The organism is Muribacter muris (genome assembly GCF_001038205.1).
Lineage (GTDB): Bacteria > Pseudomonadota > Gammaproteobacteria > Enterobacterales > Pasteurellaceae > Muribacter > Muribacter muris.
On the sequence record NZ_JWIZ01000041.1, the window covers coordinates 1 to 14538 of the forward strand.

Here is a 14538-nt window from a genome sequence, read left to right on the forward strand (position 1 = left end):
TACACATTTTAACAAAATGTAGGGACACACTGCGTGTGTCCTTTATAAAAATCAAATTATTTCAATAGCTTAAAATCCGGACACACGCAGTGTGTCTCTACAAGCGAACAAAAAACAAGTTTGTGCAACTGCGACATAATATTGAATAATTGCAAAACAGCGGTGAAATCTCACCGCTTGTATAACCTCTATTCTAATATGCCGGCACTGGCTCGGCGTTTATATACCACCATTGTCAGTATAATCGGTACGATAATCGCCACGAGCATTGCAACTGCAAATGTGCCCCAGAATTGATGCTGAATGGATAAAATGCCTGGTAAACCGCCTACACCGATACTGCTCGCTAACACGCCTGCCAAACCGCACACTAAGGCGGCACACGCCGAGCCGATCATCGCACAGAGCATTGGGAAACGGTATTTTAAGTTGATGCCGTACATTGCCGGTTCGGTAACACCTAAGTAGGCAGATAATGCCGCCGGTACTGCCACTTCTCGTACGCTGGCTTTTTTGCTCATAATGATGACAGCAACCACCGCCGAAGCCTGTGCAATATTAGACAGTGCAATCAACGGCCACACCGGCGTGCCGCCAATGCTTTGGATCATCTGCATATCAATCGCAAGGGACGTTTGATGAACCCCCGTTACCACAAGCGGCGCATATAAGAAGCCGAATAATGCCGCACCAATCGGCGCAAAATCGCCCGTCATTGCATATTTCACCACAAATGCCACGCCATTACCGATTTCCCGCCCGAGAGGCCCGATAATCGTATGTGCAAGAAACACAGCTAAAATAATGGACGTTACCGGCACAATAATTAAATTTAAGAAGTCCGGCACGATTTTGTTAAAAAACCGTTCAATGTAAGATAATGCCAAACCTGCCATAATCGCCGGAATAACTTGGGCTTGGTAGCCGACTTTTTCTACCGCCAGCCAACCGAAATCCCAAACGTCCGGTATTTGCGATCCTAACCCGTAAGAATTCATCAACTGCGGCGATACTAAGGTAATCCCCAATACAATGCCCAAAATCGGCGATGTCCCCATTTTCCGTGCAATCGACCAACAGATCCCGACCGGCAAGAAGTGGAAAATCGCCTCACCAATCAACCATAAGAAAGAATGCACACTCTGCCAAAATGGGCTGACTTGGGTCAAGGTTTTGCCGTCAATCATCGCAATATCACCGATCACATTGCGGAAACCTAAAATTAACCCACCGCTAATCAACGCCGGTAACAGTGGAATAAAAATATCCGCCATATGCGAAATCAAGCTCTCATACCCTTTTTGATTTTGGCGGGCCGCCGCTTTCACCTGCTCTTTATCGACACTTGCCAAGCCGGTTTTTTGCAATAGCACATTGTAGTAATCACCCACTTCCTGCCCGATAACCACTTGGTATTGCCCGCCCGTTGAAAAATTAGCTTTTACCATCGGTAAAGCCTCGATACCTTTGCCGTCCACCTTTGTTTCATCATTCAGTACAAAACGTAAGCGGGTAATACAGTGGGTAACGGTGGCGATATTTTCACGCCCGCCGATCAATTCAATCAATTTATCCACATTTTGCGGATCAAGTTTTTGTTTAGCCATAATATGCACCTAAGGACAATCAATAGGCTAAATTATAGATTTTAGGCGAAATTTTAGCAATGGGAACGTTCCCAAACCGTGATCGAGATCACAAAATGACTAATTCAAATATATTAACTTCGACACAATCGTAAAAAATGCGCCCAAACCGACCGCTTGCTGCGGATCTAATGGTTACACTTTTTTGGGTAATTCCACGATCCGAGAGGGTTCAAGGGTGGTTGCTTCCATTCCTAACATCAGCCGTGCTAACGTTACCGTGCGGGCAAAAAACTCTCGAATACGGACTTTATAGTGGTTTTCGGGATAGGTAGCGGCATAGCAGATCGCATCAATCCCTTTAAATTGGGCGACTAGCAATGCTCGCTCACAGTGAAATTGTTGGGAAACGATGATAAAAGGCGGTAATTTGAACACTTTATCGGCACGAATCACCGAGTCAAAGGTGCTATATCCCGCATAATCTTGTCGCATTTTGGTAGGCGAGATACCCATTTTTTGCAGATCGGCGCTCATCATCTTCGGCTCGTTATAGTAGGGGGTTTGGTTATCGCCACTGAGCAACAGATACTGCACTTTCTCGGCGTGAAGTACCTGCTTGGCTGCTTCCAAGCGGTATTTATAATAGAGATTAGGTGCGCCACTGGAGTAAAATTTTGCCGTGCCAAGCACCACGGCATACTCCCGAGCAGGTAGTCGATTGATGTCCGTATAGACTTTTGCCTTTACCCAATAGCTCGTGCCGAGATCGATGGCAACAATGAGCAAGCCTAACAGCCCCGTAGCCCACACAGCCCGTTTCGACCAGCGTTTGAGCCATAGTGAAAAGCGTGTAAATCGGAGGCGTATTTTTTCTGTCATTCTCTGCCCTTTGCCTGCTGCGTTTCAGCATGGGTGATATACATTGTCGCCCCAATAATAATCGCTGCCCCCAGCCACAATTTACCCGGCGGCACCCAGTTAAACACCAGCCAGCCAGCCAACACGTTAAGGGGTAACTTAATAAAATCAAATGGTTGAATATAAGAAGCATCGGCTAAGCGGTAGGCTTTCGCCACCGCCAATTGTGCCAGTGCAGTAAAAAAGCCGAGTAAAATCAAATAACCGAAATCGCTAAAAGAGGGCAGGCTAAACCCGTTCGGACTTAAATTGGTTAAGGCAATCAACAGGTTAAAGGGTGTAATCAAAATAAAAAGATAAGCGACCATTGTCGTAGGCGAATCCTCCGCAGAGAGTTTTTTCACCATCAATGAATAACACGCCCAAAAGAATGCAGCGGCAACCGGCAATAATACGATCCACTCAAAATCGTCCGACCACGGTGCTAAAATAATCATTGCCCCGATAAAGCCGAGAAAGGTTGCCGCCCAACGCTTCGCCCCGACTTTCTCTTTTAACAAAAGCCCCGAACCGATCGTAACGAACAGCGGAGAGGTCATCAGTAACGCAATCCCCTGCCAAATCGGTATCGGATAAGCCAGTGCCATTGTCCAGCACTGAATGCCGATCGCCGATAAAAAGACCCGAAAACAGTGCCAACCGAAATGACGGGTTTTTAACGATTGGAAAAAGCCCATCTGTGCCATACTCGGCATAAGGAATAAAAATGCGGCTAAATATTGAACAAGGGCAATCACGCTGGCATCAAGCGGGGAGACGGAGGTCAGTTTGGGAATAAGCGTATTGATACAGGCAAACAGCACGCCCGCAGACACAATCGCCAATGCCCCTTTGATTGGTTGATGATTTCGCATAGCTTCACGATGACAAGTAAACAAGGTGGTAGCATAGCGGAGCGGCTAAAAAATGCAAGCCTTAGCCACAGGTTCGGGCGATTTTGGCTGCCAAACAAGCTATTTTTAGCCATTTAAAAATCTAGACGTTTAGACGGCTAAAATTTCTTGACAAATGCTGTCGCCCTCGCTAATTTAGTCAGCGATAAAAAGAAACATATTGGCACGCAAGCGGTGAGATACCGCCTGTTTTCTGCAAAATAAGGTTCACTATGGCACAACATATCACCCTTTTTACCGATCAACCGCTGCCCCTTACCCTTGGCGGCACGCTCTCGCCCGTTCAGGTGGCTTACCAAACCTATGGGCGTTTGAATGCGACAAAAGATAATGCGGTGCTGCTCTGCCACGCATTAACCGGCGATGCCGAACCTTACTTTGCACCACCGGCGGATAAAGGTTGGTGGCAGGATTTCATTGGGGCAGGCGCAGCGTTCGACACCGATCGCTATTTCTTTATTTGCTCGAACGCGTTGGGCGGCTGCAAAGGAACAACCGGTCCTGCTTCCCTCGACCCGCTCACCCAAAAACCTTACGGTAGCCGCTTTCCGATCATCACCGTTCAAGATATTGTCGCTGTGCAAAAAGCGCTGTTAGAGGCACTCGGCATTGACACACTACACGCCGTAGTTGGCGGTTCGTTCGGCGGAATGCAAGCGACCCAATGGGGCATTAGCTATCCCGATAGAGTGCGCAATATCATCAACCTTTGCTCCTCTCTCACCCTAAGTGCCGAGGGGATCGGGTTTAACCACGTGATGCGCCAAGCGATCGTCAATGATCCCGACTTTCGCGAAGGGGATTATTACGACCATCGCCCGCCCGCCAACGGGTTAAAACTGGCTCGAATGATCGGTATGCTGACCTACCGCACCGATGTTCAGCTCGCTAAGGCCTTCGGGCGTGAAACCAAGCAACACGGGGCTATTTGGGGCGATCATTTCCAAGTGGAATCCTATTTGAGCTATCAAGGGGTGAAATTTTTGGATCGTTTTGATGCCAACAGCTATTTGCGTCTATTACGTGCGTTGGATTTATACGATCCGGCGCTCGGCTTTGCAAGCGAGCGGCACGCCCTACAACGTATTCAAGCAAACTACACCCTCGTGGCAGTTACTAGCGATCAACTGTTTAAATCGGTGGATATGCACAAAAGTAAACAACGGTTGGAAGAGGCGGGAGTGAAGCTCGATTTTTACGAGCTACACTCTAATTTTGGGCACGATGCCTTTTTAGTCGATTACAGTTTTTTTGAACCGATGATCCGCAAAGGGTTGGCAAAATAGTTAAGCCCCTTTCAATTTATGCGGCAAAATCCCTTGAAATAACTCTCGGCTTTTGAGGGGAGCCGAACCTAAATAAGGCTTGAGCGCCAAGCGGGTAAAGCGTTTCGCCGCCTGTTGCGTACTTTTTTCCCGAAAATCCAACGCCGCAAACGCCAATAAATCCTGCCCGAGAAAACTTAAATTATTTTGCAAGAGTGAAGCAATAAAACCTTCATTTTCCCGAAATTGATAGCACATTGTCGGGGAAACCGGCTCGCCCGTGGCGGCACATTGGGTAAAATTCACCCCGTAACCGAGGGCTTGCAATACCTGAAATTCAAAGGTTCGCAAGGTCGGTTCAACCTCCGGCTTTGAAGCAAGGCGAGTAAGGCAGTGCAGATAGTGTTGAAATAATTCGGGGTAGGCGGTATGGTTTTCCAGCACACGGCTTAACACTTCATTGACATAAAAACCGCTATAAAGAGCAAGGGTAGGCATTGGCAGGGTCATTGAAATCGCTTCAACCTTACTGAGAATTTTTAACTCACCCCGCCCGCTCCAGCTCAACAGTAGCGGTGTAAAGGGTTGCAACAAGGCTTTGAGCGGCGAGCGGGCACGCCTTGCGCCTTTGGCAAGCAGGGTTATCCGCCCTTGCTGTTCCGTGAAAAAATCAACCAATAAGCTGGTTTCGCTATATTCTCTGCGATGCAGCACAAACGCCCGTTGCATAGTCAAATTCGCTCTCGTACGAAACAGGACGCTGTTGCGTCCCGTTTAATATAATTAGAAATCCGTTGCTCAAACTTGAGCAGTGGTTCATCTTGCCCGCATACAGCCGTTAGGCACTCTACAATCCGACATTTTGAGCGTTACGCCGACATATTGTCAAAAAACGGCATTAACTCACCGCTTGCCGTTATTCGTCAATGTAGCCGAGGGAACGTAGCGCACGCTCATCGTCCGCCCAGCCGGCTTTGACTTTCACCCACAATTCAAGGTGCACTTTGTTGTCAAACAGACGTTCCATATCGGCACGGGCTTCCGTGCCGATCACTTTGATTTTCTGCCCTTTATTGCCGATCACCATTTTTTTCTGCCCATCACGCTCGACTAAAATCAAGCCGTTGATCTCATAAGTGCCACGTTCATTGGTTTTAAACTGTTCAATCTCAACCGTTACGGAATAGGGTAATTCTTCCCCCATAAAACGCATCAGTTTTTCACGGATAATTTCCGATGCCATAAAACGTTGAGAGCGGTCGGTAACGTACTCTTCCGGATAGTGGTGAATCCCCTCTTTCAGCGATTGACGCACATATTTCTCTAAAATCTGTACGTTTTCGCCCTTATGTGCCGAGATTGGAATAATTTCTTTAAACGGAAACTTGGCATTCAGCTCAGTAATGTGCGGCAATAGCACCTCCTTTTCATTAATATTGTCGATTTTGTTGATCGCCAATATCACCGGTGCTTTTGTGCCACGCAGTTTATTTAGTACCATTTCGTCATCGTCTGTCCATTTTGTGCCTTCCACCACAAAAATGACCATATCGACATCACCAATCGCACTGCTGGCGGCACGATTCATCAGCCGGTTAATCGCCCGCTTTTCTTCAATATGTAACCCCGGCGTATCCACATAAATTTCTTGATACGCCCCTTCGGTTTTAATCCCTAAAATGCGGTGGCGGGTAGTTTGTGCCTTGCGTGAGGTAATCGAAATTTTTTGCCCAAGAATTTTATTTAAAAGGGTCGATTTGCCGACATTCGGACGCCCGACAATCGCAATAAATCCGCAGTAAGTTTTTAATTCTGTTGTCATACTTTCTCATTGAGGTTGAACACGCGGTCGGTTTTAAGACCTTTTTTGCAAATTTTTGCTGTTTGCTGACCGCTTGTTGAGTTAATCGTTTAAATAATGATGCTGCCAATCAGGAAAAACAACATTCAATGTATCACATAAGGTTCGCTTGATCGTTTCCAAAAGAAAACATTCAATCTCTTCATAATTACGCTTATCCGCTTGAGATAAGGCTTGATAATATTCGATACGATCACTATCAGAGATAATCGCTAAAGGATAACCTCTTTTTATCAATTCTAAATTCATCAATAAGCGACCGGTTCTGCCATTTCCGTCAGTAAACGGATGAATATGCACAAAATCCGCGTGTAAACGGGCGATACATTTAATGTCAAGAAACTCATCTGAATGGGGTAATGCCGATGTGGATTGGTGATAATTTATCAACAAATTATCCATTTCCGTTTGCACTAAATAGGGTTGGGGCGGAATATGTTCGCTCCCCCCAATCATAACCGGTACATTACGGTATTTACCCGCACTATATTCATAATCCGTTCCTTTTAATAATAAATAATTAAATTCTTTAATCTGCTTTTCAGATAACGGATTATTCTCTTTGATTAAATCTTTCAGATAATAAATCGCATTTCTGTGGTTAATAATATCTAAATGATCTTTAAAGGGCTTACCCTTTGCGGTAATGCCGTTTTCAAGTAATACCTTAGTTTCTATCAACGTTAAAGAATTTCCCTCAATCGCATTGGATTGTTGGTTATATTTTAAATAAAAATGTTCTTCAAGTTTTTGCGCCGTTATAGCATCTAACGGTCTCTTACTATTCAACATTTTTAATAATGTCGCGAATCGGTATTGGCTCAGATCATCTAATTGCATTGCGTTTCTTCATAAAGCAAGCGGTCGGTTTTAAGGCATTTTTGGCAAATTTTTGCCGTTTGCTGACCTCTTGTTGAGATTATTTGTTGAGCAATTTTTGCAAAACTTGCTCGGCTGCACTTTGTTCGGCTTTACGGCGGCTAGTGCCGCTGCCGATCACTGCCTCTGCCAATCGTTCAACTTTACAACTTACGGTAAAGGTTTGGTTATGCGCTTCGCCTTTAATTTCAATCACTTGATATTCCGGCAATTTTAGCCTTTTGCCTTGCAAATACTCTTGCAAACGGGTTTTCGGATCTTTTTGCGCTTCGCCCGGTTTCATTTCCGCCAGCAAATCTTGATACCAACGGTAAACACATTCAAGCGCTATTTCAAAGCCGGAATCCAAATAGATCGCGGCGATAATTGCCTCAACACAATCCGATAAAATCGATTCCCGCCGAAAACCGCCGCTTTTCAGCTCGCCTGCCCCCAAACGTATATGCTCGCCTAGCTCTAGATGACGCGCAACAATCGCTAAGGTCTGCTCCCGCACCAAAGAGGCCCGCATTCGGCTGAGTTCCCCCTCGTTTGCTTTCGGGAATTTATCGTACAATGCTTTGCCAATGGCAAAGTTAAGAATGGAATCGCCGACAAATTCCAGCCGTTCGTTATTCTTTGCCCCTGCACTGCGATGGGTAAGCGCTTGTTTTAGGTAATCAATTTGTCGGAATTGATACCCCAGCTTACGCTGTAATCGTTCTAATTGCATTAAGACCTCTGCCCTTGAGTTAAGGAAATGCGACCAACTTTGCCGCTGAAATTATTATTGTATTGTGGTAAATAATCGGTTAAATCGTATGCCGGTTGGAAATTCATTCGGCTTTTTATCCAAACTCAACCAAATAAAAGTGGCTTTACCGACCAGATTTTTCTCCGGTACAAAGCCCCAAAAACGGCTGTCTTCACTGTTATCCCGATTATCGCCCATTACGAAATAATGCCCTGCCGGTACAACCCATTCGCCAACGGCTTGCCCCGCTTGTTGATAAAAATAGGGGGCATAATTAAATGCCTGCGGGTTATTTAAAATTTGATGGCGGACATCACCGATTTCCGTACGCTCAATTTGCATTTCACCGTGATAGAAAAAGTCGGGATTTGGTGCTGCACCTTGATATTGGAATGTCTTCACTTCGCCGGTTTTGCCGTCTGTTACCGTTAATTGTTGGGTGGATAAGTCATACTGAACTTTATCGCCGCCCACACCAATTACCCGCTTAATATAATCTACCGCCGGTTGTTGCGGTGCTTTAAACACCACCACATCGCCCCGCTGTGGCTTGCCCGTTTCAATTAAGGTATTCTGCCAAATCGGATCTTTAATGCCGTAGGCGTATTTTTCCACTACTAAGAAATCGCCCACTCGCAAGGTCGGTTCCATTGATCCGCTCGGAATTTGAAACGGCTCAAAAATAAACGAACGTAAAAAAGTAACCAAGAAAAGTACCCCGAAGAGTGAGGCGAGAAATTCACCGATCATTGATCGAGGCTGAACTTGTGCCAGTTCTTCCGCTGTTAATTCACGCTCTAGCCGTTTTTGCTCACGGGCAATTTTCGCTTGACGGCGAGGTTCGGCACTGAATTTATAAAACACCCAAAAACCGCCGCAGATCACCACCAACGACACCAATATAATCGACAAGGTGTTCGGCAGTTGGTAGCTCTCCAACACTTTCCATACGCCGTAAAGTACGGCAATAAATAAAATCGGCAGGATATTTGCCATTTCGTTCTCCTTCTGTAAGCGGTCGGTTTTAAGTGGAAATTTACGATATTATTAGCCGTTGCACAAACTTAAATGCTATCTCATCAGTAGGGAAACCATACAACTTTTGAGATCATTTGATTTTCACGAATAACTGCGTAGTGTCCCTACATTTTCTTTAGATTGTACATTTACGACATAATGTCAAAAATTTACAAAAATATATCGCTAACCGACCGCTTGTGGTTAGTCTTTGCCAACGTGTAAAATTGCTAAAAACGCCTCTTGCGGTACTTCAACGTTACCGAGGGATTTCATTCGTTTTTTACCCTCTTTCTGTTTCTGCAACAATTTTTTCTTACGGCTGACATCACCGCCGTAACATTTTGCCAAGACATTTTTACGTAACTGTTTAACCGTAGAGCGCGCAATAATATGGTTGCCGATTGCCGCTTGGATCGCAATATCAAATTGCTGACGCGGAATCAGATCTTTCATTTTTTCGACCAATTCACGCCCACGATACTGTGCATTATCTTTATGCACGATAAGTGCCAACGCATCAACCCGATCGCCGTTGATCATAATATCAACCCGCACCATATCGGCTGCTTGGAAACGCTTAAAGCCGTAATCCAAAGAGGCATAACCGCGAGACGTGGATTTCAAACGGTCGAAGAAATCCAACACCACTTCGCCCATTGGGATTTCATAGGTTAGCGCAATTTGATTGCCGTGATACACCATATTAGTTTGCACGCCCCGTTTTTCAACGCAAAGGGTAATCACATTGCCTAAATATTCCTGCGGCACAAGCATATTACACTCGGCAATCGGCTCACGGATTTGGGCAATATTGCTGATCGGCGGCAGTTTGGACGGGCTGTCCACATAAACAACCTCTCCGTTGGTCTGCTCAACTTCATAGACAACGGTCGGTGCTGTCGTAATCAAGTCAAGATCATATTCCCGTTCTAACCGCTCTTGGATAATTTCCATATGCAATAAGCCGAGGAAACCGCAACGGAAACCAAAGCCGAGTGCCGTGGAATTTTCCGGCTCGTAGAAAAGCGAGGCATCGTTTAGGCTCAATTTGCCCAAGGCATCACGGAACGCCTCATAATCGTCCGAGCTAATCGGGAACAAACCAGCATAAACTTGCGGCTTCACTTTTTTGAAACCCGCCAATACCTCTGCGGCAGGATTATGATGATGGGTAATCGTATCCCCCACCGGCGCACCTAAAATATCTTTAATCGCACAGACAACCCAGCCGACTTCGCCGCAGTTTAAGACGGTTGTATCCACTTGTTTCGGGGTGAAAATCCCTAAGCGATCCACATTATAGGATTGTCCGGTACTCATTACTTTGATTTTGTCGCCTTTCTTGAGCGTACCGTTTTTCACCCGAACTAAGGAAACCACCCCCAAATAGTTATCAAACCAAGAGTCAATAATTAACGCTTGCAACGGCGCTTCGGGATCGCCTTCAGGAGCAGGGATTTTTGCAACAATCTCTTCCAATACCAAATCAATGCCTAACCCCGTTTTTGCCGAACAACGCACCGCTTCCATTGCATCAATGCCGACAATATCCTCAATTTCTTCCGCCACTCGCTCCGGATCAGCCGCCGGTAAGTCGATTTTATTTAAAATCGGCACGACCTCGAGATCCATTTCAATCGCCGTATAGCAATTTGCTAAGGTTTGCGCCTCAACGCCCTGTCCGGCATCGACCACTAATAATGCGCCCTCGCACGCCGCTAAAGAGCGGGATACTTCATAGGAAAAGTCAACGTGCCCCGGGGTGTCGATAAAATTCAGTTGGTAGGTTTCACCGTCTTTGGCGGTGTAATGAAGGGTTACGCTTTGGGCTTTAATGGTTATGCCACGTTCACGCTCCAAATCCATTGAGTCCAGCACTTGTGCTTCCATCTCACGCGCCGATAAGCCGCCGCAGGTTTGAATCAAGCGGTCGGATAAGGTCGATTTGCCGTGATCGATATGGGCAATAATAGAGAAATTACGAATATTCTGCATTTTCATAAGGGCAGTAAATGTCCTATCTGTCAAAACTTATTAAGAAAATAATCACAGAATTTTACCTGAAAACCAACGAAAAGGAAAAAGAAAGCGGTCGGTTTCAATGATTTTTTGCAAAAAACCAGTATTGTTACTTAGTACTTGCACAAAATCAGAAATTATAGGCACTACTATCCGTGAGCTTGAGGTTAATGAGTCTGTCTAACTATCGAAAGGAGAAACATTAAGGAACATAAGGAGAATGGAGCTTCGCAAAACTCACATTTCGACAAACTCAACGACAGCAGTGTACGAGTTACACAATTTTCTTATCAAAATTCAGTGACTTTTTACCTTAGATGCACTTTCAGATTGATTCTTTTCTTAAAGAATGCTAAGGTGAGAAAGCTTTTATTTTTATTGTTGAGGTAGATAATGAGGAAAAGAAACAAAGGATTTCGTCCCAAAGTTCAGCAGAATATGATCCATATAAAGAAAGATTTAGAATGGCAGATTAAACAGATAAACAAAGAAAATCAACAGAAAATAGAAGCAATTAATAATTCTCATAATTTACATATCGCTTATTTATCTAATTTTATGAGTCATGATATTAAAAATAGTATTCAAAATATTGATGCAATTTTAAGTTCTAATACTGCGGAAGAGATTTCTAATGACCACATTGACATTTTAAAAAAGCAAGTTGTTATTATTAGAGAGACAATTTCTAATTTTTCACGCTTAGTACCTCATAGCCGCTCTGGTTCATTTAAATTAAACTCTTTGATTGGTGCGATTGAATCATTAAATAAGTATAAACTAGAAGAGCAAAATATATTGTTTAGTAAAAATATATTAGATGATATCGATCTTTATTTAAATTTTCCTTTTCATAGTTTACTTCAAATGTTTACAAATATGATTCAAAATGCATGTACGAATTTATGTAATATACATAACCCTAAGATTTTATTTGATACTCGTATAGATCAAGAAAATAAAGTACTATATTTTAGATTGTATGATAATGGTACAGAAATTCCTGAATATGAAAAAAAAGATATTTTCAATTATGGTTTTTCTAAAACAGGAGGAACAGGTATAGGTTTATATCATGTACATTATTTATGTAATATTTTTAAAGGTTCGGTTTTGGTAGAAAAATCAGAGCTTCCTGAATACACAAAATGTTTTTTAGTAAAACTACCATTTGTTAATCTAGAGGATAACAAACATGAATAAGCATATCTTAATTATTGATGATGAAAAACCTCAAGCAGAAGCACTTAGTAAGCTGCTTAGTAAAGAGTTGTCTGATATTGGATATACTTTTGAGGCATTATATACTGAGGAGGCTATTGAAGAGGGTATTAAAAATAGATATTTTAATTTAGCTATTATTGATATTAGAATGGATGATTTTAAGTTTGATGGGGTTGATTTAGCTAGAGAAATTATAAATATTAATCCATTAGCTAAAGTTATTATTGTATCTTCATTTACTAGTCTATATATGAAAGAAATTAAAGAGATATTTTTGACGGGTAAAGTATTAGATTGGCAAGAGAAAGAACCATATGATACATGGATTCCAAAACTAGTAGACCAAATAAAGCGTTATTATGATGGACTAACAATAGATTCGTCAGAAACAAATAATGCATTGATGTCCATTTATGCAGAGGCAAAAAACACCACTCAAAATTATGAGAAAGGTGCTAAATTTGAGAATTTCTTAAGTCTTTTATTTCAATCTATTGGGTTTAGCTTTATTCAGAAAAGAGTTGTAGATTCGACTTCTGAAATTGATTTAATAATTCGTAATGATATCAAAGATCCTTTTTTATCAAAATTTGGTAAATACATCTTTTTAGAAGCTAAAAATAGATCATCCACTCCAATTGATAAGAATGACTACATTGTATTCAAAAATAAAATTAATTCAAGTAACCAATTGGTTGAATTAGGTATTATTGCAACAACAAGTTATATTGCTAAAACTGTAAAATTAGAAGAGTTAAGAAGCTCCGCTACCTTAGGTAAGATTGTTGTATTATCTAATGATGAATTAATTAGATTGATTGAAGCACCAAATAAACTATCAGAATTGAAGAAGATAATTGATGAACAAATAAGAGAAGTTCCATTAGTGCGATGTCATTAGACTAATTAGAAAATGAGCTTGTCGAATTATCGAAGCATGAGTTAAGCCCATATTATTGACAAAATCATAAATTAAGACGATCGTTGCGCTTGTCTAAGTATCAAGATAACTTATATAAATACGCTTTAAATCAAAAATAACCTTAGTTTGACCTCTCAATAGATAGGCAGGCGGCAGGCTCAGCTATGATTTTGTGCAACTGCATAATTTCTCAAAAAGCAAGAATAAACCGACCGATTAAAGAATAAAAAAAGCGAGCCTTAGGCTCGCTCTTAATTGAAAGGAAAAAATTATGCGTTTCCGCCAGTGATTTTTGCCACTTCTGCTGCGAAATCTTCTTCCACTTTCTCGATACCTTCACCCACTTCTAAACGGATGAAACCAGACACGGAAGTATTCACAGATTTTAAGTAGTTACCGACAGATTGTGATGGATCCATTACAAACGCTTGACCGGTTAAAGACACTTCGCCGGTGAATTTCGCCATACGGCCTTCAACCATTTTCTCTGCGATCTCTTTTGGTTTACCGGAGTTCATTGCGATTTCGATTTGAATTTCACGCTCTTTTGCCACCACTTCCGCAGAAACATCTTCAGGATTAACAAATTCAGGTTTAGAGGCTGCAACGTGCATTGCCACTTTTTTCAACTCATCTTCAGCGCCTTGACCTGCGACTAATACACCGATTTTCGCACCGTGTAAGTATTGTGCAAGCACTTCGCCCTCTAAGTATTGAACACGGCGGATATTCATATTCTCACCGATTTTCGCCACTAACGCTGCACGTTTTTCTTCAAATTGCGCTTGTAACGCATCAATGGTTGCACCTTTGTTTGCAACTGCGTAATCCGCTACTTCGTTCGCTAGCTCTAAGAAGCCGGCATCTTTCGCCACAAAGTCTGTTTCACAGTTCATTTCAACTAATACGCCGAAACCTGCACCGATACGGGCAAGGATAACGCCTTCTGCGGCAACACGACCGGCTTTTTTAGCCGCTTTGGCTTGACCGGATTTACGCATATTGTCGATTGCTAATTCAATATCGCCATTTGCTTCCACTAACGCTTTTTTACATTCCATCATACCTGCGCCGGTACGCTCACGTAGCTCTTTTACGAGTGCTGCTGTAATTTCAGCCATTTTCGATTCCTCTTGATTGTAGATAAAAGAAAGCAGGGGAAAATTTGCCCCTGCTTCACAAATAATGAATGTGTTTTAAGGGCTTGCCTTAAAG

The 14538-nt window shown here is 42.9% G+C and carries 13 protein-coding genes; 3 read left to right on the forward strand and 10 right to left on the reverse strand.

Features of this window, described 5'->3' with window-relative positions:
* Window positions 1-188: 188 nt before the first annotated feature.
* The 3 genes from treB to RO21_RS07055 all read right to left on the reverse strand — a co-directional run bounded on the left by treB (window position 189) and on the right by RO21_RS07055 (window position 3361).
* A complete protein-coding gene (gene treB / locus RO21_RS07045; RefSeq protein ID WP_047977099.1) occupies window positions 189-1607 on the reverse strand; it encodes a PTS trehalose transporter subunit IIBC in 1419 nt (472 codons plus the stop codon).
* A gap of 174 nt (window positions 1608-1781) precedes the next feature.
* Entirely contained in the window at window positions 1782-2468 is a 687-nt protein-coding gene (locus RO21_RS07050; RefSeq protein ID WP_053067737.1) for a SanA/YdcF family protein, read from the reverse strand.
* Complete coding sequence (locus tag RO21_RS07055) at window positions 2465-3361, reverse strand: DMT family transporter (RefSeq protein ID WP_047977100.1); 897 nt, start codon at window positions 3359-3361, stop codon at window positions 2465-2467. The genes RO21_RS07050 and RO21_RS07055 overlap by 4 nt, the downstream gene beginning before the upstream one ends.
* A gap of 251 nt (window positions 3362-3612) precedes the next feature.
* Between RO21_RS07055 and metX the strand changes: the two genes are divergently transcribed.
* Window positions 3613-4686: a homoserine O-acetyltransferase MetX gene (gene metX, locus RO21_RS07060; protein WP_047977101.1), complete on the forward strand. Its 1074-nt coding sequence runs from the start codon at window positions 3613-3615 to the stop codon at window positions 4684-4686.
* On the opposite strand, the gene recO is transcribed toward metX, so the two are convergent.
* From recO to lepA, 6 genes are all read right to left on the reverse strand, one after another.
* The gene (gene recO / locus RO21_RS07065) at window positions 4687-5394 is read right to left on the reverse strand and encodes a DNA repair protein RecO (RefSeq protein ID WP_047977102.1); all 708 of its coding nucleotides are present in this window, start codon (window positions 5392-5394) and stop codon (window positions 4687-4689) included.
* Window positions 5395-5581: 187 nt separating this feature from the next.
* Window positions 5582-6487: a GTPase Era gene (gene era / locus RO21_RS07070; protein WP_047977103.1), complete on the reverse strand. Its 906-nt coding sequence runs from the start codon at window positions 6485-6487 to the stop codon at window positions 5582-5584.
* An 81-nt stretch (window positions 6488-6568) separates the two neighbouring features.
* Window positions 6569-7318, reverse strand: coding sequence for a Fic family protein (locus RO21_RS07075; RefSeq protein ID WP_420911991.1), 750 nt, complete (start codon window positions 7316-7318; stop codon window positions 6569-6571).
* A 127-nt stretch (window positions 7319-7445) separates the two neighbouring features.
* A complete protein-coding gene (gene rnc / locus RO21_RS07080) occupies window positions 7446-8117 on the reverse strand; it encodes a ribonuclease III (RefSeq protein WP_047977105.1) in 672 nt (223 codons plus the stop codon).
* 54 nt (window positions 8118-8171) lie between these two features.
* Window positions 8172-9134, reverse strand: coding sequence for a signal peptidase I (lepB, locus tag RO21_RS07085; RefSeq protein WP_047977106.1), 963 nt, complete (start codon window positions 9132-9134; stop codon window positions 8172-8174).
* 225 nt (window positions 9135-9359) lie between these two features.
* Window positions 9360-11153, reverse strand: a complete 1794-nt coding sequence (gene lepA / locus RO21_RS07090) for a translation elongation factor 4 (RefSeq protein WP_047977122.1) — start codon at window positions 11151-11153, stop codon at window positions 9360-9362.
* A gap of 417 nt (window positions 11154-11570) precedes the next feature.
* Here lepA and RO21_RS07095 point away from each other — a divergent pair, with 417 nt between their 5' ends.
* Together RO21_RS07095 and RO21_RS07100 are read left to right on the forward strand one after the other, a co-directional pair.
* Window positions 11571-12380, forward strand: a complete 810-nt coding sequence (locus tag RO21_RS07095; RefSeq protein WP_047977107.1) for a sensor histidine kinase — start codon at window positions 11571-11573, stop codon at window positions 12378-12380.
* Complete coding sequence (locus tag RO21_RS07100) at window positions 12373-13302, forward strand: response regulator (RefSeq protein WP_047977108.1); 930 nt, start codon at window positions 12373-12375, stop codon at window positions 13300-13302. Before RO21_RS07095 ends, RO21_RS07100 begins: the two co-directional genes overlap by 8 nt.
* Window positions 13303-13592: 290 nt before the next feature.
* On the opposite strand, the gene tsf is transcribed toward RO21_RS07100, so the two are convergent.
* Window positions 13593-14444, reverse strand: coding sequence for a translation elongation factor Ts (tsf, locus tag RO21_RS07105; protein WP_047977109.1), 852 nt, complete (start codon window positions 14442-14444; stop codon window positions 13593-13595).
* Window positions 14445-14538: the final 94 nt, after the last annotated feature.